The organism is Terriglobus roseus (assembly GCF_900102185.1).
GTDB lineage: Bacteria > Acidobacteriota > Terriglobia > Terriglobales > Acidobacteriaceae > Terriglobus > Terriglobus roseus_A.
The window spans coordinates 4,227,081-4,248,582 of the sequence record NZ_LT629690.1; the positions used below are offsets into that span (position 1 = coordinate 4,227,081).

24 protein-coding genes and 1 pseudogene are annotated in these 21,502 nt (G+C 57.0%); 11 read left to right on the forward strand and 14 right to left on the reverse strand.

All coding sequences use genetic code 11. The features are described from left to right. Positions 1–50: 50 nt before the first annotated feature. From BLT38_RS17710 to rpmH, 6 genes are all read right to left on the reverse strand, one after another. On the reverse strand, positions 51–440 hold the full coding sequence (locus BLT38_RS17710; protein ID WP_083346376.1) for a VOC family protein: 390 nt from the start codon (positions 438–440) through the stop codon (positions 51–53). A 264-nt stretch (positions 441–704) separates the two neighbouring features. Further along, positions 705–1,334 carry a CatA-like O-acetyltransferase gene (locus BLT38_RS17715; protein ID WP_231966594.1) on the reverse strand — a complete coding sequence of 210 codons (630 nt, stop codon included), beginning with the start codon at positions 1,332–1,334 and terminating at the stop codon, positions 705–707. A gap of 5 nt (positions 1,335–1,339) precedes the next feature. Next, positions 1,340–1,795, reverse strand: coding sequence for a GNAT family N-acetyltransferase (locus BLT38_RS17720; protein WP_083346378.1), 456 nt, complete (start codon positions 1,793–1,795; stop codon positions 1,340–1,342). A 51-nt stretch (positions 1,796–1,846) separates the two neighbouring features. After that, positions 1,847–2,071: a membrane protein insertion efficiency factor YidD gene (yidD, locus tag BLT38_RS17725; RefSeq protein WP_083346379.1), complete on the reverse strand. Its 225-nt coding sequence runs from the start codon at positions 2,069–2,071 to the stop codon at positions 1,847–1,849. A gap of 35 nt (positions 2,072–2,106) precedes the next feature. Continuing rightward, on the reverse strand, positions 2,107–2,544 hold the full coding sequence (gene rnpA / locus BLT38_RS17730; protein ID WP_083346380.1) for a ribonuclease P protein component: 438 nt from the start codon (positions 2,542–2,544) through the stop codon (positions 2,107–2,109). A 64-nt stretch (positions 2,545–2,608) separates the two neighbouring features. Next, a complete protein-coding gene (gene rpmH, locus BLT38_RS17735; protein WP_083346381.1) occupies positions 2,609–2,764 on the reverse strand; it encodes a 50S ribosomal protein L34 in 156 nt (51 codons plus the stop codon). 263 nt (positions 2,765–3,027) lie between these two features. Here rpmH and BLT38_RS17740 point away from each other — a divergent pair, with 263 nt between their 5' ends. Both BLT38_RS17740 and BLT38_RS17745 read left to right on the forward strand, forming a co-directional pair. Beyond that, positions 3,028–4,110, forward strand: coding sequence for a WD40/YVTN/BNR-like repeat-containing protein (locus BLT38_RS17740; protein WP_083346382.1), 1,083 nt, complete (start codon positions 3,028–3,030; stop codon positions 4,108–4,110). A 59-nt stretch (positions 4,111–4,169) separates the two neighbouring features. Continuing rightward, positions 4,170–5,648, forward strand: coding sequence for a CehA/McbA family metallohydrolase (locus BLT38_RS17745; protein ID WP_156785194.1), 1,479 nt, complete (start codon positions 4,170–4,172; stop codon positions 5,646–5,648). 5 nt (positions 5,649–5,653) lie between these two features. Here the strand turns inward: BLT38_RS17745 and BLT38_RS17750 are convergent, their stop codons facing one another. From BLT38_RS17750 to thrS, 3 genes are all read right to left on the reverse strand, one after another. After that, entirely contained in the window at positions 5,654–6,157 is a 504-nt protein-coding gene (locus BLT38_RS17750) for a DUF2062 domain-containing protein (RefSeq protein WP_231966595.1), read from the reverse strand. 75 nt (positions 6,158–6,232) lie between these two features. After that, positions 6,233–8,200 (reverse strand): DUF2075 domain-containing protein, encoded by a 1,968-nt coding sequence (locus BLT38_RS17755; protein ID WP_197674906.1) that lies wholly within the window; start codon positions 8,198–8,200, stop codon positions 6,233–6,235. 92 nt (positions 8,201–8,292) lie between these two features. Beyond that, positions 8,293–10,341, reverse strand: coding sequence for a threonine--tRNA ligase (gene thrS / locus BLT38_RS17760; protein ID WP_083347173.1), 2,049 nt, complete (start codon positions 10,339–10,341; stop codon positions 8,293–8,295). A 62-nt stretch (positions 10,342–10,403) separates the two neighbouring features. On the opposite strand from thrS, the gene BLT38_RS17765 reads away from it, so the two are divergent. The 3 genes from BLT38_RS17765 (at position 10,404) to BLT38_RS17775 (ending at position 12,437) form a co-directional block, all read left to right on the forward strand. Beyond that, positions 10,404–11,006 carry a class I SAM-dependent methyltransferase gene (locus BLT38_RS17765; protein ID WP_156785195.1) on the forward strand — a complete coding sequence of 201 codons (603 nt, stop codon included), beginning with the start codon at positions 10,404–10,406 and terminating at the stop codon, positions 11,004–11,006. A 51-nt stretch (positions 11,007–11,057) separates the two neighbouring features. After that, a complete protein-coding gene (locus BLT38_RS17770) occupies positions 11,058–11,555 on the forward strand; it encodes a cupin domain-containing protein (protein WP_231966597.1) in 498 nt (165 codons plus the stop codon). Between the two features lie 597 nt (positions 11,556–12,152). Further along, the gene (locus tag BLT38_RS17775; RefSeq protein WP_083346385.1) at positions 12,153–12,437 is read left to right on the forward strand and encodes a hypothetical protein; all 285 of its coding nucleotides are present in this window, start codon (positions 12,153–12,155) and stop codon (positions 12,435–12,437) included. 15 nt (positions 12,438–12,452) lie between these two features. On the opposite strand, the pseudogene BLT38_RS21220 reads toward BLT38_RS17775, so the two are convergent. Together BLT38_RS21220 and BLT38_RS17790 are read right to left on the reverse strand one after the other, a co-directional pair. Next, positions 12,453–13,228: pseudogene (locus BLT38_RS21220) on the reverse strand (TIGR03435 family protein). 136 nt (positions 13,229–13,364) lie between these two features. Continuing rightward, the gene (locus BLT38_RS17790; protein WP_083346388.1) at positions 13,365–14,822 is read right to left on the reverse strand and encodes a M20/M25/M40 family metallo-hydrolase; all 1,458 of its coding nucleotides are present in this window, start codon (positions 14,820–14,822) and stop codon (positions 13,365–13,367) included. 311 nt (positions 14,823–15,133) lie between these two features. Here BLT38_RS17790 and BLT38_RS17795 point away from each other — a divergent pair, with 311 nt between their 5' ends. The 6 genes from BLT38_RS17795 (at position 15,134) to BLT38_RS17820 (ending at position 19,510) form a co-directional block, all read left to right on the forward strand. After that, positions 15,134–15,871: an energy transducer TonB gene (locus BLT38_RS17795; protein ID WP_083346389.1), complete on the forward strand. Its 738-nt coding sequence runs from the start codon at positions 15,134–15,136 to the stop codon at positions 15,869–15,871. A gap of 125 nt (positions 15,872–15,996) precedes the next feature. After that, a complete protein-coding gene (locus BLT38_RS17800) occupies positions 15,997–16,752 on the forward strand; it encodes a MotA/TolQ/ExbB proton channel family protein (RefSeq protein WP_047494591.1) in 756 nt (251 codons plus the stop codon). Positions 16,753–16,874: 122 nt separating this feature from the next. Continuing rightward, positions 16,875–17,297, forward strand: a complete 423-nt coding sequence (locus BLT38_RS17805; protein ID WP_047491391.1) for an ExbD/TolR family protein — start codon at positions 16,875–16,877, stop codon at positions 17,295–17,297. A 116-nt stretch (positions 17,298–17,413) separates the two neighbouring features. Continuing rightward, positions 17,414–17,845, forward strand: a complete 432-nt coding sequence (locus tag BLT38_RS17810; protein WP_083346390.1) for an ExbD/TolR family protein — start codon at positions 17,414–17,416, stop codon at positions 17,843–17,845. A 39-nt stretch (positions 17,846–17,884) separates the two neighbouring features. Then, positions 17,885–18,319 carry a biopolymer transporter ExbD gene (locus BLT38_RS17815; RefSeq protein WP_083346391.1) on the forward strand — a complete coding sequence of 145 codons (435 nt, stop codon included), beginning with the start codon at positions 17,885–17,887 and terminating at the stop codon, positions 18,317–18,319. Between the two features lie 372 nt (positions 18,320–18,691). Then, a complete protein-coding gene (locus BLT38_RS17820) occupies positions 18,692–19,510 on the forward strand; it encodes a tetratricopeptide repeat protein (RefSeq protein WP_083346392.1) in 819 nt (272 codons plus the stop codon). A 79-nt stretch (positions 19,511–19,589) separates the two neighbouring features. Here the strand turns inward: BLT38_RS17820 and BLT38_RS17825 are convergent, their stop codons facing one another. The 3 genes from BLT38_RS17825 to rpiA form a co-directional block, all read right to left on the reverse strand. Beyond that, positions 19,590–20,150 carry an AAA family ATPase gene (locus tag BLT38_RS17825; protein ID WP_231966598.1) on the reverse strand — a complete coding sequence of 187 codons (561 nt, stop codon included), beginning with the start codon at positions 20,148–20,150 and terminating at the stop codon, positions 19,590–19,592. Positions 20,151–20,217: 67 nt separating this feature from the next. Beyond that, positions 20,218–20,784 carry a Maf family protein gene (locus BLT38_RS17830; RefSeq protein WP_083346393.1) on the reverse strand — a complete coding sequence of 189 codons (567 nt, stop codon included), beginning with the start codon at positions 20,782–20,784 and terminating at the stop codon, positions 20,218–20,220. Next, positions 20,781–21,494 (reverse strand): ribose-5-phosphate isomerase RpiA, encoded by a 714-nt coding sequence (rpiA, locus tag BLT38_RS17835; RefSeq protein ID WP_083346394.1) that lies wholly within the window; start codon positions 21,492–21,494, stop codon positions 20,781–20,783. Before rpiA ends, BLT38_RS17830 begins: the two co-directional genes overlap by 4 nt. Positions 21,495–21,502 lie beyond the last annotated feature (8 nt).

Genomic DNA, 21,502 nt, shown 5'->3' on the forward strand with positions numbered 1-21,502 from the left:
CTGAACGGGTGAGCAGAGATACTCTGCTCACCCGTTCTGCGTTTGTGGCTTTAGATTGGATTGCTCAGGTTCATGGTGCTGACTTCCACGGTGACTCCACCGGGTGCATTGACGTAGAAGCCGTACGTCGGTGGGCCGCCGCGTTGCAGCATGGCCGGTTCGGGTGCGGCGAGGCCTTCCTGCGCGATTGCGGTATGGCGCTCGTCCACCGCACGCGGTGTGTCCTGCAGAAAGCCCACGTGGAAGAAGCCGGGACAGCCGTGTTCGGGTGTCATGTTCTTGTCGAACATCAGCGCCAGCAGAAAGCCTTGTGCATCCTGCAAAATGGCAAATTTCCCGGCGCGAGTTTCCAGCGTGCGCAGTCCGAAGATGCGCTCCAGAAAAGCCTGCAGAGCGGGAACGTCATACGTGGTCAGGTTGGCGTGATTGAGTGTGTGCATGGTGCGAAACCTCCGTTAGCGGGTGGGTTGTCGCATGAATCCGATGAGCGCCACGGGGACACATGCGACAGAAAAGCAAGTGCATGCGTGCACTGCTGCTTGTCGCCGTGGGTCCCTTCCCCGATTTCTCCCGGGGGTGACATTACCGCAACGTCAGGTGTTGCGGCGAGCCGGGCTTACCAAGCCGGCTCCGCGTTTTTCGGCAATCTTAAGATGCGAATGATTTTGAGCGGGGTTCAGATTTTTGTTGCTTTTGGAGCTGGTTCAGAAAGAGTTGAAACGCAGTTGCAAGAGATCGACGAACTCGCCAAGGTGCGATCCATCCACCAGCCCATGGTGTACGTGGATAGAGACGGGTAGTGTTTTGCGGCATCCGCTCTCGGTGATCTTGCCGAAGGTGATGCGTGGTGCCGAATCTTCTACCTCGTAGTTGCGCGCGTGTGAGAGCGATGTGAAGTCCAGCCACGGCAGCGAGGAGAAGCGAATCAGATTCTGCGCCGGCGGACGTTCCAGGTCAGTACGGCTTCTGCTTTCTTCAATGGCCAGGGAGCCAACGCGCACGAACTCGTGCAGGTCTTCGTTATACGGATAGTGCGCGAAACCGATGGTGCCGTTCGGACGACCAATGGCACAACCGGCATTGATCCGTTCAAACTCCCATGGCTCGCCGTCCAGAATGCGTGTGCGGAAGTTCTGTACATGTTGCGCTGCTGTCAAAGCACAATGCACCTGCGTGAGGAAGATGGACAGGTTCTTCGCCTTGGCATAAGCGAAGGATTCCGTGCAGTCCATCCGGATGCACACGCTATGGAACGGCTCGCTGAACTTTTGAAAGAAGTGAAACAGGTCAGTTCGCGGCCAGGTTGTGAGGTCAATCTTTCGGCAGGCTTCCAAGATGATTAATCCAATCTTTTCTCAAAGACCTCAGAGGTCTTTATGTGTACATAGCCGTCGCGCAGATAGAACCGATGTGCGTCCTGCCGTTTGATTTGAGAACGAACGCGCACTCGCGGTATTTGCTGCTGTAAAGCCCACTCCTCAACCGCTTCACACAAACGCCGACCAATACCCAGTCCGCGATGGCCTTCCTGCACAACCAGTCCGCCCAGTTCGACGACCTCTGGAGACTGCAGATGACGTTCGATGCTGGCATCTGCCCATCCCACAACGGCGTTTTCAAAGACCGCAACGAAGGCGATACGGTCGCGCGACTTCGCGAGTTGATGGATTCGTCCGCGCATCGTTTCTGCATCGGAGGGATAGCCGAGCTGTGTGCTGAGAGAGACTACCGCCTCGGCGTCTTCGATGGTGAGAGGGCGAACACTGAGCAGTGAGGGTCGGTTATCCGCTGTCATATCTGTCGATTGCTTTCTATAGCCATCGTATCTGTGTTGCCGCGGGAGGCACTACTGCAGAGGTACGTTGTCCAGTCCGCCCTTGCTGAAAGGATGGCATCGAGCGATACGCCACATGGCAAGCCATGTGCCCCGCCAGGGGCCAAAGCGGGCTATGGCTACCTCTGCATACTCTGAGCACGTGGGCGTGTAACGGCAGCCGCTGATGCCGGTGCTGTGCAGCATGGGCGAGAGCAGACGGCGATAGACGCGGATTGCTGCGAGTGCGATGTTCATGGAATGGTGGTGCGGAGAGCGTGCCGTTGAAAGAATTATCGCTCTGTCTGCGTGGCGTACTGCTTGCGGACGGCACGGAAGACGTTGGCCACCTCACGCTGCAGCTTGTCCCACTCCAGCAGGAGTACGGTGCGGCGCGGGTGCAGGATCACGTCCACCGGCAGGTCGGCGAGTAAGGCTGCGTGCATCGCGACTGCAGCGCGCATACGGCGTTTGATGCGATTGCGGTCATGCGCCTTGCCCATGACTTTGCCCACGGTGAGACCGATGCGGGGACCGGAGTGCGGCTGACCATACAGAAGTTCTGAGGGATGCAGGCGTCGTTCCGGCATGGCATCGCGATGGGCGCAGAACCACGTAACCTCGCGCGAGTGCTGCTTCCGCGATGCTGCGTACGCACGCTGATAATCCGCGTGTTTCCGCAGGCGTAGCTCAGCGAACGAGATCTTCGGTTTGGGGATGGAAACGTTCATTGCCTGCAATGCAAAGGGGCGCGACTGGCGCGCCCCTTGCAGAAACGGAAATGCGACAGAAAAACTAGTCGCGGAAGCCGGCAGAGACGGCGATCTTATGACGGCCCTTGGCACGACGACGGCTGAGGACGGTCTGACCGGCCTTGGTCTTCATGCGGGTGAGGAAGCCGTGCGTCTTGGCGCGGCGGCGGCGGTTCGGCTGAAAAGTGCGCTTCGGCATGCTGTTACGTCTCCTGCGCTAAGCGTGCAGAGCTCTCCGTCAGGGGAGAAAAGCAGCAGCGCTGAGCTTGAAAAGTGTTTTGTCCTGTCCGGCGAGCCTGAATGAAAGCACCCTGCCAGCACAAACGCGCAACGCTAGGGCGGCGCACTGCGGACAACATCGCTTATATTACCGCATTTCCCACAGGAGGGAAAGCCCTTGTTACAGATTCCTTGGAGCGCCGCCGAATGCCTGCAATCCATCGAGATACACTCAGATGCACCATGCGACCTCTTGTTTCGCTGATTTTTCTTGCGTTTACGGCGCACGCGCAGTTTGTGCTGCAAAAGAGCCCTTCGCCTGCCAGTCTGCGGGGCGTAGCGAATATAGATGGCCGCGTCGCATGGGCCAGCGGTGCTTCCGGCACCGTTTTGCGGACGCTGGATGGCGGTGGAACATGGCAGCAGTGCACCGTTCCGGATGGAGCTGAGAAGCTCGATTTTCGGGCGGTTCAGGCCTTCGATGCGCAAACAGCGATTGTGATGAGCGTGGGATCGGGCGATGCCAGCCGTCTCTATCGCACCACGGACGGTTGCCGCACGTGGAAGTTGGTCTTCACCAACCCGGACGCTCCGGGCGGGTTCTTTGATGCGCTGTATGTCCCGCAACATGGAGAGGGATGGCTGCTGGGTGATCCAGTAAAGGGCGGCTTCTACGTGGCGGTGTCGCGCGACGGAGGCTTGTCCTGGGCGAAAGTGCCGGTGCCCATACAGTCCGAGACGGAAAAGGGCGGTGCATTCGCAGCCAGCAATCAATCGCTAGCGATGGGTGTTGCAGGGCCTATCTTTGGCGGCGGTGGCGGGTTGCTGTATCGCGGCGAGCAGGATCGCTGCCCCGATCCCATTCAATACAACGACCCCAATGCCTGCGCGACGCATGTTCGGTTTCGCAAAATGACGACGGATGTGGGTGGTGTTGGTGCGTCGTCGGGCATCTTCGCCCTGGCTGCCAATGACAAGGCGATGGTGGCGGTGGGCGGCGATTACATGCATCCGGAGTTGGCGGCGCACACTGCTGCGTTCAGCGTGAATGGCGGCATGGGATGGCAACCTGCGGAGACCATGCCGCGCGGTTATCGCAGCACCGTGGCCTATGACTCTGCAACGAAGACGTGGATCGCGACGGGACCGACGGGCACCGATGTCTCCACAGACGATGGCCGTAACTGGAAGCCATTGTTGCCGGATGTGAAGGCTGGTGATGTTGCCGACGCGGATCGCAACTGGAATGCATTGTCATTGCCGTTCGTCGTGGGGCCGAAGGGACGTATCGGACGGCTGCGCGATGGCGTGCTTAACAAAAAGTAAGTTCGCGATTCGCGCGGGCGTCATGCAGGCTCTGCTTCCCTCCTGATAGAAGGGATGGGATGAAGGTTTCAGGATTGCAGAGGTTGCTGGCCGTGTGGCTGGCGTTGGTTGTGGGTGCGGCGTGTGCGCAGGAGCCGCAGTTGACGCTGCATGGCGAGGTGCGTCGCGCGCAGTTTATGTCGTACCAGGAAGTGCCGTTTGATGTGCCGGAGGGCGTGTCGCGGCTTACGGTGGAGTTCACGTACACCGGGCATGATCACGGCACGAATCTTGATATGGGTGTGATTGATCCGCAGCGTTTTCGCGGATGGAGTGGCGGCAACAAACACACGTTTACTGTGAGCGAATCGGATGCGACGCCTTCGTATCTGCCGGGGCCCGTTGTTGCGGGGCGTTGGCGGTTGTTGGTTGGCGTGCCTGCCATTCGTGAGGGTTCTGTTGCGCAGTACACAGTGAAGGTGTGGTGGCAGAAGGTTGGTACGGATGCTGCGTCTGGCTCCACGTTTTCGCAGAAGCCGATACGTGAAGGCGCTGCTTGGTATCGCGGCGATCTGCATATGCACACGGGACATAGCGATGGATCGTGTGCGAGCGAGAGTGGTGCGCGGATTCCCTGCCCTGTGTTTCTGACTGCGCAGGCTGCAGTGGCGCGTGGGCTGGACTTCATTGCTATCACCGATCACAACACCACATCGCACTACGATGCGATGCGGGAATTGCAGCCGTACTTCGATAAGCTGCTGCTGATTCCGGGACGCGAAATCACCACGTTTTATGGACACGCGAACGTGTTTGGTACAACGCAGTTCATTGATTTTCGGCTTGGCACGAAACCTGTTCCCACGATGAAGGTGCTATTGGATGAAGTGGATGCTGCGCATGGATTGCTTGCGTTGAATCATCCGGGTGTTCCTTCCGGCGAGCAGTGCATGGGGTGCGGATGGACTGCTCCAAACACAGACTTCGCGCGCATTCACGTGATGGAAGCAGTGAATGGAGCGGATGCGGATGGGGAGAAGTCCGGTGTGCCGGTGTGGCAGCAGCAGCTAGATCGCGGTCTGCGCATCACGGCGATTGGTGGCAGTGACAATCACAACGCGTTGATCAAACCGGGGCAGAACAATGCGATTGGTTCGCCTACGACGGTGGTTTATTCGACGTCGTTGTCTGAGAGTGCGATTCTTGCGGGGATTCGTGCAGGACATGTGTTCATTGATACTGATGGCACGAAGGGCCGGTCTTTGATCCTGTCTGCTGTTTCGGGCAATGAACATGCGTTGATGGGCGATGTGATGCATGTTGCCGCTGACGTGACGGTGACATTCACTGTGGAAGCGAACGATGTCGCGGGAATGCATGGTGAGGTCATCACTGATGGAAAGCACAGCATGCTGGAAGGCAGTATCTTCGCGCCGGGCAAACAGGTAAGAACATTCACCTTTGCGAGTGATGGCAAGCCACATACTGTTCGCGTGGAGATTCGCGATGCTGCTGGAAAGCTGAAGCTGCTGGCGAATCCCGTATATCTGAATCGGTAGGACACTCAGTGTGTTGCGGGTGGCGTATGCATCAGGGTGGGATGGCGTCGCATGAGTAGCACCAGCGCGCGTCGCAGATAGATCGCGAGCAGCGGTGTGAGGATAACGGCGATTGCGCCCCAAACAATCAGCGCATGCCACTCCCATTGCCAGATGTTGCGCACCATCAGGATGGGGTGGTGGCTTAGGTGGTGAAGCTGTTGCCGCGTGAAGGGCAGGCGGCGTGTGCGGAAGAGGTGCACGCCCGCCTGAATGAATGGCAGGAACAACAGAACATGTAGCGGCGCAACGATGTGCGAACCAATCTGCGAAGCAGTCTGGCTAAGCCGAAACAGCCACGCGATGAGAATCAGCAGCACCGTGGTCACGCCAACGGTGGGATTGATGCCGATCATCATTCCCAGAGCGAGGCTCCATGCAAGGCGGCGCGGTGTGACACCTCCGCGAAGTAGTCGCAGCAATGGCCGCAGCACCTTGCAGCGCAGAAACTCACGTACGGATTGTGGCACGCCGAACATACAGAAGAGTTCGACGCTTGGCGGCGCTTGTAGGTTGATTCTTCTTAAGAAAACTCGGCGGACCCGCTAGATTGCATCCGGATTCAGGTCCGGTATGCCACATGCACGCAGAAATTGATATGTTCCATCATAAAAAACTGGAAGTCTCGTGTCGTCCGCGGCATTGCCCCAGGGTACAAAAATCACCATACCTTGTCGCGCGCGTGTGAGGATGACTCGATAGGCGTTCTTGAGATAGAGCTTCCGGTTGGCATCTTTCACGCTTTGCCATTTGGTTCCTTTAAATGAGCGTGTGTTCCAGTGGGCATTGGAGTAGTAGAAATCCCCATCCCAGCCAACCGCTGCCCAATCAAGTTCGAGACCCTGCACATCGAATTCGCTTGCCACTTCTTCTAGATGGCTTGAAGAGCGCACGTCTTCACTTGAGTTTAGAAACCAGCAAGCAGGGTCAACCTTAGCCTTGATATATATGCCTTCTGGACGGAGTCGTTGGGCGCCAGAAGACGCGACGATTCCGTAACGCTCTGTGCCACGCGCTCTTGCTTTGAGCCACTTGCGTGCGTCGGCAAGATTACGTGTGAGATAGATTGGATAGTTTGTTTGGATGCTCTGGTAAGCAGACTTAGCTGCGTCGAGGTCTCCATCGAGAACGTGTGCCACGAAGTCTGAGAGCTTTTCGGCTCGAAATGAGCGCATGGATACTGCGAGATGGAGGCGTCTATCAGAGTGCGTACGAGGTGAAGCGAGGAAAGACTCGACTGTCTTCTGCAAGCCATACTCTGGCAGCGCGATTTGGGGTGAAACGAAACATTGCCAATCGGGAAAGTGATTGCTGAGTGCTTCAATCCATTCCGACATACCCGCTTCGCCTGTGTTGATCTCTTGTCCACCACCGATGAGGCACACAATCACGCACCAGTCCTTGTGGCGATTCATGACGCCGATCAAGAATTCTGGTTCCGAGTGCTGGAAGTTCGCTCGACCACGCTTCTGTTCCATGAACTTGGCTAGTTGATCGCGGGTCCAGGCACGTTGCGATTCATCAAAGACCACGACTTTTTCGCTGGTCGGATCCTGACTCTTCAATGCTTCATCGCGGAAGTGCCGAATATTCTGAATGAACTGTTCGACTTCGCGCGCATTCTTCTCACCCTTACGTTTCGCCTTATCGCGGTTGAGCGCGGTGCGAAGGACATTGACGAGAGGGTCATTGCCTGACAGAAAAACAGCATGCTCGTCATGGTATTCGAGGGAGCGTTGCGTAGCGATATTAAGGCCGGCGAGCGTCTTTCCGGAACCAGGAACTCCCGTAACAAAACAGATTGCCTTGAAGTTTTGCTGTCGTGCACGGCTAACGATTTCGTCGACACCGGCGGCTGTCTCTTGTAGGTTTAGAGCTCCTGCGTCGCTGCGTGAAATGTCTTCGACACTGTGACCTTGATAGAGAACCCGAGCCGCTTCAATGATGGTGGGTGTGGGGCGATATCCAGTTGATTCCCATCGTTCAATTTGGATCGGCGTGTAGTTTGACTTCGTTGTGATTTCCTCTAGTAGCTCGCCGAGTCCATTTGCATTGACCTTTAGAGGGCATGCGACCTGGTCAGCACTGAAGATGGGTTCGCTGTTCCCGGCTGCTAGTGCTGCGGTGGCAACGAGTACGGGAATTATTGGTACGTTATGGCTGCCTTCATGGAAGTTCTTTAGGTCGAGCGCGTAGTCCTCAGCCTGATCAAGAGCGTACTTGTCGTAGGTTTTTGCACCCACTTTAAATTCGATAACAAAGGCGATCCCCTCTGTGAGTAGCAGTGCATCAACTCGCTTTCCCATCCGCGGTATGAAAAATTCGAGGTAGATTTTGCTAGCGTGCCTGTCGACTAACGATTGCCTCAAAATTTCAATTTGTCGTAACCAGGCTTCGCGCTGGGACTCTTCGAGGGTATGGTGATGCTCCATTGTCAATACTGCTAGGATGTCGTTCTCATTCTGGGTAAGAAACTCCGCCACCAGGGCGGAGTAATACGCTTTGACTCCCACGTCGTCTCCAAATGGCTGTATGGCTAAGCTTAGCGCCAACAATGAAAGAAGCCTCTCTGCAGAGAGGCTTCTTTTCGTAATCAATCTTCAACCTACAAGGTAGGGGATCGATGAGTGAGTAGGTCCTTTGCGCGTGCGATGAAGTCGGCTAGTGGGGTGCTGCCTTCGTCGCCTTTGCCCCTGGTGCGGACGCTTACGGCTTCGTTTGCGGCCTCCTTGTCGCCCATGATGAGGACGAACGGGATCTTCTCGTTGGCGAAGTCGCGGATCTTGGCCTTCATCATTTCGTTGCGCTCGTCGAGGTCTACGCGGAGGCCGATCTTTTCGAGTTCGGCTTTCACCTTGCGGGCGTAGTCGATGTGCTTTTCGCTGATGGGGACGAGGCCTACCTGCACCGGCGCGAGCCATAGCGGGAACGCTCCGGCGTAGTGTTCGATGAGGACGCCGAAGAAACGTTCGACGGAGCCGAAGAGTGCGCGGTGAACCATTACGGGCTGGTGCTTTTCACCGTCTTCGCCGGTGTATTCGAGTTCGAAGCGACGTGGCAGGTTGAAGTCGAACTGCACGGTAGAGAGCTGCCAGAGGCGGCCAAGGACGTCGACGAGTTTGACGTCGATCTTGGGGCCGTAGAAGGCTGCTTCACCGGGGAACTCCTGGAACTTGAGGCCACGCTTTGTGAGCACGTCACGCAGTGCGCCTTCGGAGTAGGCCCAGTCTTCAGCGGTACCGAAGAATTCGCCTTCCTTCTTCGGGTCGCGCGTGGAGAGTTCGACGCGGTACTCGGCAAAGCCGAAGTTCTGCAGTACAGCTTCTGCGAAGTCGAGGCAGGCTTCTACTTCGCCGCTGATCTGGTCGGGCGTGCAGAAGATGTGCGCGTCGTCCTGCGTAAAGCCACGCACGCGCAGCAAGCCGTGCATGGTGCCGCTGCGTTCGTAGCGATACACGTTGCCAAACTCGGCGTAACGCTGCGGAAGATCGCGGTAGCTCTTGGGCGAGTTTTTGTAGATGAGGATGTGGCCCGGGCAGTTCATGGGCTTGGCGCGATACTCCGCGTCGTCCAGCTCCATGGCGGGGAACATGTCCTTGCTGTACACACCGTCGTGGCCGCTGACCTTCCACAGATCGCGCTTCATGATGTGTGGCGTATAGACGAGCGAGTAGCCGCGACGCAGGCACTCGTCGCGCATCCAGTTCTCCATCTCCTTACGGATGAGCGCGCCCTTGGGGTGCCAGAAGATCAGGCCGGGGCCTGCGATCTCTTGAATGGAGAACAGGTCAAGTTGCTTGCCGAGGACGCGGTGGTCACGCGCCTTGATCTCTTCCAAGTGTTTGAAGTGCGCGTCGAGCTCCTTCTGCGTGTAGAAGGCGGTGCCGTAGATGCGCTGCAGTTGCGGGTTCTTTTCATCGCCCAGCCAGTACGCACCAGCAATGCTCATGACCTTGAATGCCTTCACGCGGCCTGTGGAGGGCACGTGCGGTCCGCGGCAGAAGTCGAGGAACTCGCCGTTGCGATAGAAGCTGACGCCTTCACCGCTCTTGGTGAACTTCTCAATGAAGTGGACCTTCATGAAGTCGCCCTGTTGTAGATAACCAACGAGAGCTTCGTCGCGCGCGATGTATTCGTGGCGGAAGGGTTCGTTGCGCGCGACCACTTCGGCCATCTTTGCTTCGATGGCGGCGAGGTCTTCGGGTGTGAAGGGCTGTTCACGCAGGATGTCGTAGAAGAAGCCGCTGTCGGTGGCAGGGCCGTGGCCAAGCTTTACTTCCGGATACAGCTCGGTGATGGCCGTGGCCATGACGTGTGCGGCGGAATGGCGCACGACGCGCAGGGATTCGGGATCGTTCTCCTTGAGCAGCCACAGTGCGACGTCCTCGTTCAAAGGCTCAGCGAGATCAACGATGCGCTCTGCTGTGGCGACGTCACTGTACATGCTCTCTTCGGTCTGCGCGCCGTTGTGGCCTGCGTCGGACTGTTCTTCGGCGCCGTCGGTGGTTTTGCCGGTAGTGGTGCGAATCTTCGCAACAACAACTGCGTCGGCAAGGCGCGGAGAGATGCTATGGGCAATGGCGTAGGGCGTGGTGCCGCGCGGAACTTCGCGCACGCTGCCATCGGGAAGGGTGACTTTGATCTGGTCGCTCACAATAAACAGGATACTGCGAACGGTTCCGGCCGCGGCTGCACGAACGCTATACTTCGGCACGAATGGACCACTCCAACGGATACGAGGCGATCTCAGCCGAATGGCTCAGAGGTCGTGGCAGCGACGCCGGCCGCGCCCGGGCAATCGGCGTGGACGAGGTGCGACGTTGGGCGCGGACGCTTCCCGCGGGCAGCAGCGTGATCGATATTGGGTGTGGCCCCGGCTTTCCTCTGACTGCCGTATTGGTCGAAGAAGGACTCCGGGTTTATGGTCTGGACGCCGCTCCGTCGTTCGTTGCGGCATTTCAACGGAACCTGCCTGGAGTTCCGATCACATGTGCGTCCGTGCTGGAGTCGGATTGTTTTGGCCGCAAGTTCGATGCGGTGCTTGCTGTCGGCTTGATTTTCCTGATGACCGTCGACGAACAGGCACGTCTGCTGCGGAAGTTCGCCGAGATTCTGAACCCGGACGGACACCTGTTGTTCACCGCGCCTTTGCCCGCATGCACGTGGATCGATCAGATGACTGGGCTCTCATCGGTTTCATTGGGTGGGGAAGAATATCGAAGGCAACTCGCATTAGCCGGGCTCTCTGTGGTGGCGGAGTTTGAGGATGTGGGAGAAAACCACTATTACGAGGTGCGGAAGACGGCGACTGCTCTGTAACGCCGCGTTCAAACTTCCTTGCGCCCTGCATAACGGCGTATGCTTTCGCGCATGAATTCCACACGCCGCGATCTGTGCCTGAGTTTGCCCGCCCTTGCTTTCTTTGCCGAACTGTCTGGTGTTGCACAGCAGGCAGCGCCTGCCGCTGCGACTGAATCCAAGCCCGATCCTGCGAAGATTGCTGCCGGAACAAAGATTTTTTCAGACAACCATATCTTCAACGCTCGCGAACTTCCCATTCACAGTGGGAAGACCGGATCATCGCAGGCGGTTTGCCAGGGTGTGCTGCCTACAGGCGAAGGCGTGGAGATGCACAACACGGTATTGCTGCCGGGCATGGCGCCACATCCGCCGCATCAGCACATGCATTCTGAGTGGTTGTTCCTGCGCGAAGGCAAAGTGGAGTGGCTGATTGATGGCAAGTGGGAACCGGCAGAAGCAGGCGACATTCTGTACGCGAGCAGCATGAAACTGCACGGTCTGAAGAATGTTGGCACGGTTCCAGCGAAGTATTTCGTAATGGCGGTCGGGCCGAATCTAAAAGGTTGATTCCTCGCAACGACGACTAGAATTTTTCGTCGGAGGGCTACTCGGATCGCCGGGTGGCGCGATCTGGCGCGCGCGATGTCGCAGTTTTGGACATGTTGATCCGCGAACGTGGCAGGAGACTGCTCGAAGGTTGTAGAGACCCCGTTCCGTATGGGGCATGTGCATGTGCTGTTCCGAGGCCTAGCCTGAATTTCAGGCAGCCACTCGTGGCACTTCTCCCAGGCTGTCTCTGAATTTGTTTCGGAGCACTACGACCATGCCGATTGCATGTCGCCCGTCAAACCTCAGCAGCGATGTACGCTGCACGGTTTGCGGTCAAGGATTTCTCCTCTACGGAGACCGCCTTATCTCGCAAGAGCGAGTGGCGGTTCGTGAGTCAGTTCAACGGATGCTGCGCCGTCAGCACGAGGACTCGCAATACACCGCTGAAGGGTTTGATTTTGACTGGGTTGCAGAACCCCGGACGCACTGAGTGGCAACAGACGATGTTCGTCGGCCGGAGTGATACCCGCGTTGTTTCATGGGGTCACATCTACGGCCGTCCACGTAACAGGTCCACCGCGAAATGAGTGGACCGAAACAGAAAAGAGTCATGAAATGCATATTCCTTGCATTGCTACAGAGACCGCCTTTGACGTCCAATGCCCGGTTTGCGGACGCGGATTTCTCCTGTTGACGGAACCCACCCTCAGTCTGCAACGCGGATCCATGCGGCGACATGCTCGCCGCGCACTTGCTGCGCAACATGATCAGCCCCTGGCATCCAGCGGCAACGTGCACTCAGACGAAGTCTTCGACTTGCCCGGATGGGACGGAGAGCCGGAAGGCTCCAGCGTGGCGCTTGATTTCACAGCAACGCTACGGTTGCAGACCACTCACTAATCTTCGACTCAATTGCTAGTTGTCTTCTGGCTTTTGCACGTGGTCAATCACGGGCAAAGCAACCACGGCGCGGTCCGGTTTTAAACGGATACCGAGTTGTTCCCGCACGGCTTCCAACGCGGGAGAACCTAACTGCGTATCCTCACCAGGTACTTTGACGGGAGGTAGCAGGGTGAAATCCCACAGCCCGGTTAATCCGGTCTTGTCCACCACGTGCCGACTAATTTCGCCAGAGTTTCCGGCGAGACTTGCCAGGAAATTGCCTAGAAGATCCATGGTGGTCGCACGTGAACCGTTGATCCAGGCATTGTCTTTCTCTGGGCGTGCGGCATAGGTGTAGCACTGGTCCGGAAACGTTGACGGCACAGGTTTCTCATCACAAGGCTGTCCCTTTTCATGCGGAATCAGCCTGGGGCCGGGCACGCCTGGCTTCACCAGAATCATTGCCAGTACCGGTCGTTCCTTCTTCTCAAATGCAGCTTCAGACCGAACCGCTCTGCGAGAAGCGTCTGCATCATTTGCCTGTACTGGTCTTTCGTGGCGTTTTCGGGGGCGGTGGCCTCAATGTCGAAACGCTGCTTCTCTACCCACTCTGGCAATGCACCGATCATCTCTTTGCGTTCGTTATTCGTGAGCCAGATTTTGTATGCGAACTGGATGTATACGGGCAGCGCAAAATCCGCGTGAAAGCGGCCCTTCGGATCACGAAACGAATCGTCGGCACTCATCGCAAACGAAGGGCTTTTGAATGGGCCGTCATCTGGATGGATTGATGCGACTTCAAATCGCATTGCATGGCCAGAGGCCGCCTTCTCCGACTGCGCGTGTGCAGCGAGAAGTGGTGCTATACACAACAGCAATGCAATCGAGAAAGAACGGGTCACGATAGTCCCCTATGTATGTAGGAGACAACATAGCACCGCGCTGCTACCGCGGCAATGGTGCAGCAGCAGGGCTGCAATGGCCTTTTCCATCGCAGCTTCGGATGGCGAGGATGACGTTGTCCTTGGATACAGGCAATGTCATGGTTTTCGCGTTGCCGTCGGCGGTGAGTTGGAAAGATGCAACTGGTGCGCTGAACTGCCAATCGGGCGCGCTGGTTTCGCGCCACAACACTTCGTCATGCGCGTCCGCAGTGGAAGTCCACGTGATGGTGGTGTCGTTGTTCAGGCCACCTGCCTTGAACTGTACTTTCTGCGGAATCGGCGGTGCGGAAGCGAGTGTGGCCAACGTTGCCGCATTCAGACGAGCGACACGCGCCATGTAAGGGAAATCGTCAAACTGGATCAGGTCACCGAACTGCGTTCCGTTCTCCACGCGAACTACTTGATGCTGATGGTCAAAGTTCTCGCGCCACTCCGTGAAACGAACACCGGTGAAGCCTTCGCGATTAAACGAAGAGTGATCTCCGCCGCGGCCATAACGATCGAGTCGAAAGACCAACGTTGGCTTCAGTGCGTCCGCTGCTTTTGGCGGAGCGGGTTCGGTGTATGTGCGTGCGACATCCGCGACAGAGCGTGCAAGCTGACGCGATGACGAATCACTTTCGTACCCTGCAGTGAGAATCTTCTGTGTCTCTTCAGGCGTTGCAGCCAGCGAGATTCCTTCGGAGAAGACACGGACGCGGTGCTTGTCTTCATTGGCCAGATCAGCCGGTGTGGTGTCGCCGCCCACGATGTCGTTGTTCAGAACGGCCTCAAGATCCCAACCTACCTTCTTGGCCGTCTGTGCAAGATGGCGACTGCCGAGCAAGCCCTGCTCTTCACCGGTCACCGTTGCGAAGACGATGGTGGCTGGAAAGCGATGCTTTGTGAGCACGCGTGCGCATTCCAATGAGACGGCAGTGCCGCTCGCATCGTCGTTGGCACCTGGAGCTTCGTCGCGTACATTCTGCATGTCGCGTGTGAAGAAGCTGTCGTAATGACCCGTGACCAGAACGCGTCGATCGGGATCGCTGGTGCCCTTCATCACGGCGTAAATGCTCTTCAATGGCGTGGGCTTGATGATGCGTCCGCGCGGGCCGGGCTGAGCAGGTTGCGTGTAAACGTCCTCATGAATTTCCAGACAATTTCCGCAGTCCTTGCTGATGGCTTCGAAGCGTTCGCGAATCCACGCTGCCGCTGCGTCCACGCCGACATGGGGAGGCAGTGTGGTGTCACCGCCGCCGGCAGTATTGCGATTGTGAAAGCTAACCAACGCTTCAATGGTCTTGCGCATCTCCACAGGCGACACGTCGCGTAGCGCTGCGGCAATCTGCGGGTCAATGGGTTGCTTCGCCAGAGGCTTGCCGTGTTGCTGAAAATCGACTCCTGCGGGCTGCCTGGTTTGTGCAGCAAGCGAAAGACTTAGCAGGGAGACAGCAGCGATCGTAAGACGCAGGTGCATTCAGGAGGCCCCGGACCTTCAGCAGAATTGAAAACGATGCATCAGACGATACCTCAGAACCGTCGGCAACGCGAAACGGGTGTACGAAACGATTTGTTGCATGCACCGTTCCTGTAGCAGTGCAGGTTCTGTGGATTTGCCAGATGTAATTCCTGCGGGTTAGTATCCAATTCTCGCTGGCAGATCGCACTGTTTTCTTTGGAAGTGGTGACTTGGTCTGCGTCTGAAAAAAGTTTTTGGACACCGGGAACAAAACAGAAACATGCGGTGTCTACAGTCGCAGCTTTACCTCTCGTAGATCGGGGTTGCATATGTTTGAAGATTCTTTGGTGGAGTCATCCGGCAAGCTGAAGTCGAAGTCTGGCCGTTGGATGTGGGTAACGGCAGGCTTCAACCTGGCCATTGTCCTGGTGATGATTCTGATCCCGCTCCTCTACCCGGAAGCGCTGCCGAAGACCGCCATGACGGCGATGCTGACGGCTCCTCCGCCACCGCCTCCTCCTCCGCCACCACCGCCACCAGCACAGGTGGTGAAGGTGACCAAGGTTGTGCAGGCTCTGGACGCGTTCACCGCGCCCACCAAGATTCCTAAGAAGATCGACATGACCCATGAAGATCCGCCGCCGCCGGCTAACGTCGCTGGTGTTGCAGGTGCAGGCATGGGTTCCGGTTCGGGTTCCGCTGGTGGCATCATGGGCGGTCTCGGTCTGGGCGCTGCTCCCACCCCGGTGGTGAAGGCTGCTCCGCCGAAGCCGACGGGTCCTGCCAAGATCTCTTCCGGTGTTATGGCCGGTCAGATCCTGGTGAAGACGCAGCCGGTTTACCCGCCGATCGCTAAGGCGGCTCACGTTTCCGGTTCGGTTGTGCTGCACGCCATCATTTCGAAGACAGGTGCCGTGGAGCAGCTCTCCGTGGTTTCCGGTCCTGAAATGCTTCGCGCCAACGCGATCTCCGCTGTGCAGCAGTGGAAGTACAAGCCCTATCTTCTGAACGGCGAGCCCACGGAAGTGGACACGACGATCACTGTGAACTTCACCTTCGGCGGATAAATTATCCGGGAGGACGTAGTCAGCGGCATCGCTACTACGTCCTACGAAGGAAACTTTGATTCGCGGTGCCCCTATGGGCTCTGCCAAACCTTTTTACGCAGTACGAACCAGGAGGACTGAATCTCGTGATTCTCGCTCACGCAGCAGCAGCATTCGCTCATGTACCCGCCACCCTCGGCATGTTCTTCCAGGAAGAAGGCGGCGCAGCAGCCGGCGGCTTCTCCGTTCTCTCCATGCTTAAGAGCATGGGTTGGATCGATCTTGTTGTGGTCGGCCTGCTCTTCATCATGTCCATCTGGTCGCTGGCCGTTATGATCGACCGCGCTCTCTACTTCTCGGCAGCCAAGAGCCAGTCGCGTGAATTCGCGCCCAAGGTTGCTGGTGCTCTGAAGGACGGACGTCTGGACGAAGCAATCAAGGTTGCTGACCGTTCGAAGAAGTCGCACCTCGCTGAAGTTGTTACCGCTGGTCTGCAGGAGTTCCGCTCCTACGGTTCGGGTGGCGCAATCTCCGACGAGCAGATCGAGTCCTCCAAGCGCGCTCTGGAGCGTTCGGAAGCTATCGTTCACGCTAAGCTGAAGCGCGGTCTGGGTTCGCTGGCAACCATCGGTTCCACCGCACCGTTCATCGGTCTGTTCGGCACCGTCGTCGGCATTCTGCACGCCTTCCAGCAGATCGCTACGCAGAAGACCTCGGGTATCGGCGCAGTCGCCGGCGGTATCTCGGAAGCTCTTGTTACGACCGCTTTCGGTCTGCTTGTAGCTATCCCTGCCGTTATGGCCTTCAACTACTTCACGAACAAGGTTGAGTCCTTCGACGTGGAGATGGACAACAGCTCCTCCGAGCTCGTCGACTACTTCATCAAGCAGTCGCAGCGCTAGTCCGGAGCGTCGACGCGAGATCGATACGAGACCGGTGGAGGGCTGAAATCCTCCACCGGCGACTCCGGGATCTCGGTCGCTCTACAACGATTTTCTTCAGCCGATAGGACGGAGTTGCTGCTATGGCAATGGCAACGCGGGATGAGGGCAAGAAGGTAAATTCAGACATCAACGTAACTCCCATGGTGGACGTTATGCTGGTGCTCCTGATCATCTTCATGGTCGTCACGCCCATGCTGAACAACAAGGTCAACGTGGAACTGCCGCCGTCAACGGCCGCAGTTGTCATGGAAGACGCTAACAAGGAAGACTCAATTGTGGTTGCGGTAACCCGTGACGGCAAGACCTTCCTGGGCGGCGACCAGGTACAGTCCGCTGACCTTGGACCCAAGATTACGGAAAAGATCGAAAACAAGACCGACAAGCGCGTTTACTTCCGCGGCGACATCCGCGCGAACTACGGCAAGGTCATGGAAGCGATCGACGGCATCCGTGCGGCTGGTGTAAGCCAGCTGGGCATGATCGCTGAAAAGCCGCTGATCTAACCACAACGACTTTCAACCCGGCCTTCGTGACCGGCTCGTAACACCCACATCCGCCTCTCGCACGGCACCGAACGAAGTACACCGGCCGCACAATTGCGGCGAGCGAGGGTAGTGATATGGCAATGGCATCGGGCGAAGGCAAGGGAGCTCGTTCCGCGATCAATGTGACTCCGTTGATCGATGTTCTTCTGGTTCTGCTGATCATCTTTATGGTGATTCAGCCTAACCTTCAACGAGGTCTTGAGGCGCTTGCACCGCAGCCGCCGAAAGATCCCGGTGAAGAGACAAACCCCAGGACCGTCGTCGTTCAGATACTTCCCGACGGCAAGGGTGGAACGGCATACAGCATTAATGAGGATGCAGTTCAGCTTGCGGATCTTGAGCCGAAGCTGAACGGTATCTTCAAAGCCCGGAACGACAGAGTCATGTTCGTGAAGGGTGACAAAGATCTCGACTTCGGGGCAGTTTTCCCGGTGATCGACGGCGGCCGCAAGGCAGGTGTCGACAACATCGGTATCATTACCCCGGGAGTCGAACGGGAACCGTAAATCAACCGGTCGCTTCGGCGGCCACACAGGAGATTCACCATGGGCATGGGAGGCGGAGGCGGTTCGGGCGCACGTTCTGATATCAACGTGACGCCGCTGATCGACGTTCTTCTGGTGCTGTTGATCATCTTCATGGTCATCCAGCCCAACACAGTACGCGGCCTGGACACACTTGTGCCCCAGCCGCCGAAGAAGGAAGACATGAATAAGGAAGTGGATCAGCGCACCATTGTGGTGCAGGTCCAGGCCGCAGGTGGCCAGCCTTCCTACAAGATCAACGAGGATCAGGTGGCGCTGGATCAGCTCACCGCTCGTCTGACGGACATCTTCTCGGCTCGTAATGACAAGGTGATGTTCGTGAAGGGTGACAAGGACCTCGACTTCGGCCAGGTGCTTCCGGTGATTAACGACGGCCACGCAGCCGGCGTTGACAACATCGGTATCATCACCCCGGCGGTTGAATCCGGTAAGTAGTGTGAAATTCGACAGAGGGCGATGAGACTTTCATCGCCCTCTGCTCGTTTTCTGATATATACCTGAGTACCGCCTGTGTTTTCGTTGTCCTCCGGACAGGGAATATTTCGCCCCTTAAGAAAGCGAGATTCCCGGCCTGGTCAATCGTTTTAAGTTTTCTCTTGCTCCCTTGGCTCCGCAAGGCTGTGTGACAGAAGCAAAAGGAATTTGTCGCGTGTCATGGCGTTTTCTTGTGACCGAAATTCGTTCCTCTCATCTGGCCAGTAGTCTTTCTCTGCGGGTACAATCACTCCACGCGTTGCCCCTTCGGCTCCTGCGTCTTTACCGACTCACTTTGCTCGTATGCGGCATTTGAAGGAGATCATTCGCTCAATGAAAGCTAACGCACGTGTATCCGCCACGGCCGCTCTTCTGCTGTCGCTTGGAATGCTGACTGGCTGCGCCAAGCTGAAGGCTCGCGACCAACTTACCAAGGGCGTCGCGGCGTTCAAGAATGCGCAGTATGAGCAGGCGACCAACGCATTTGAAAAGGCCATCGAGTACGATCCGACATACGACACCGCCAAGCTGTACCTGGCGACCGCGTATTCCTACCAGGTTGTGCCGAATCTGTTGGACGACAACAACATGAAGATTGCCAACAAGGCGATCGACGGTTTCAAGGCTTATCTGAACGATCATCCGGGAGACAAGGTTTCCCTGCAGCAGCTTGCTTCCATCTATCGCAACATCAAGAAGTATCCGGAAGCAAAGCAATACGAAAAGGATGTCATCCAGGTTGACCCGAAGGACGCCGAGGCGCATTACACCATCGGTTTCGTGGACTGGGTTGAAGCCTATGACAATGCTCGCCAGTTGCTCGCTGCTGACGGTCTGACTGACGATGGCGCCGGCAACCCGAAGATGAGCAAGGCCACCTGCGAGAAGATCAAGGCGAAGAACACGGACCTTGTGAACGACGGCCTGGATCATCTGAAGCAGGCCATTGCAATCAATCCGACGTACGATGATGCTTTCCAGTACCTGAACCTGGTGTATCGCCGTCAGGCCGACATTCTTTGCGGTGATCCTGCTGCGGTGAAGGCTGCTGTGGCGAATGCCGAAAAGGCCAGCCAGGACGCGATGGGCGCACGCAAGATCAACGAGCAGAAGAAGGAAGAGAAGCTCCGCGGCGGCGTGACGATGAACTAATCATCATCACCGAATCAAGCAAAGAGCCTCCGGAAACGGAGGCTCTTTCGTTTCTAGCGATATTGCATTGGCCTTAGATCTATGAGGTGGAGTCATCTGCATGACGCGGTGTGCGCTCTAGTCCCCACTCTTGATAGCACTTATTCAGGTCGCGAGTGGATGGCAGATAGAGCTTCGGCAAAACGAGTTGCCGATACACCTCCGCATAGCGCTTTCGGTTTCCGGGTGTGACGACTGCGATGTGATGCAGCATGGCCAACTTGATGCTGTCTTGCCCACCAGCCAACGCACCGATTCGGCTACGTTCAAAGATTGTTCTGCGGAGATAGCGAAACAGGCTTGTCAGTGTGGAGATATCCAAAAGAATTACGCCTGTTGCACGTTGAAAGCGTTGGGGAAAGAGCTTCGAGTAGTTTCCGTCGATCACCCATCGTTCACCCGTGATCGCTTCGTCATGTAACGCGACGAACTCCTTCGCGGGTCGAGGCACCCAATTTGTATTCGGGAGATGGTGAAGCTGATCCAGATGGATCGCCTTCGAGCCGGACCTGCGTGCAATCGCGTCAGCGAGCGTGGATTTGCCGCTGTTCGACGGCCCCAGAATGCAGATGCGTTCTCCAAGTTCTGACAGATGCATCATGCAGATTCGAACCTCCATCATGCGATACGCATGAGGCAAGGCGATCGCCCAGTCTTGTCACAAACTTTTACTTCGCTTTTCGCAACAGACTGGCAAGGGCCGCGAGTGGCAGACCCACAACATTGAAATAGTCGCCTTCAATGCGAGGTATCCATTGCGCGGCGATGCCCTGAATCGCATACGCTCCAGCCTTGTCCATCGGTTCCCCGCTGGCGATGTATCCGGCAATTTGCTCAGCAGTGATCGCGGTAAAGGTGACGCGCGTTGTTTCTACTGCGGTCAGCGTTTCTTCTGTTGTGAGCACAGCAATGCTTGTAGTGACCTCGTGTGTGTTGTCTTGCAGCAGAGTCAGCATACGTTTTGCATCTTCTGCGTCGCGTGGCTTGCCAAGAAGTTCACCATGCAAAGTAACGGTCGTGTCAGCGCCGATGACAATGCTGTCCGGATGATTCACAAGTACAGCGCGTGCTTTTTCTTCGGCCAGTCGAAGCGTGTAGGTGCGATGGTCTTCGCTGGGCAGCGGTGTCTCGTCGATATCCGCAGTGATCACAGTGAAGTCGACCCCGATCTGGGTCAGCAACTCACGGCGACGTGGTGATGCACTGGCAAGGATGATTGGCTTCGTCGTGCTCATGCGGCGGGGTAGTCTTCCACGGTGAGTTCGCGGACGCTGCCGTCGGCACCTGCGAGCAGAACACGTTCTGCCATGTTGAGGAACAAGCCATGTTCCACCACGCCGATGATGCTGCGGATCTCTGCGGCTGTCACTTCAGGATCAGCGATACCGCTGGAGGAGCAGTCGAGGAGGATGTTGCCTTCGTCGGTGATGTAGGGGCCGTTGCCGGATTTGTCCTGTCGGATCTTCGGTGTGAATCCTAGATCGCTCAGTTTTTCTGTCACCAGCGGAACGGCCATGGGGATGACCTCCACGGGTAGAGGGAATGCGCCGAGCTGCTTCACAAGCTTGCTGTCGTCGGCCACGATAATGAAACGCTTGCAGGCACTGGCGACGATCTTCTCGCGCAGCAGCTTGCCGCCTCCGCCCTTGATCAGTGCAAGGCCTGGGGCTACTTCGTCGGCTCCGTCCACAGCGACGTCGATGGTGCTGTGGTGATCGAAGTCGGTGATGGGAATGCCGAGCTTGCGGCCCAGCACTTCACTGTCTTCCGAGGATGCGATGCCCTTGATGTCGAGGCCCTGCTGCACCTTCTCACCCAGCAACTGGATGAAGAGGGTTGCGGTGGAGCCGGAACCCAGGCCTACGACCATGCCGGGTTCGATGAAGCGGAGAGCGGCCTTGGCGGCTGCAAGTTTGGCGGCCTGTTGTGCTTGTGCGTCGGGCATGCGAGTCC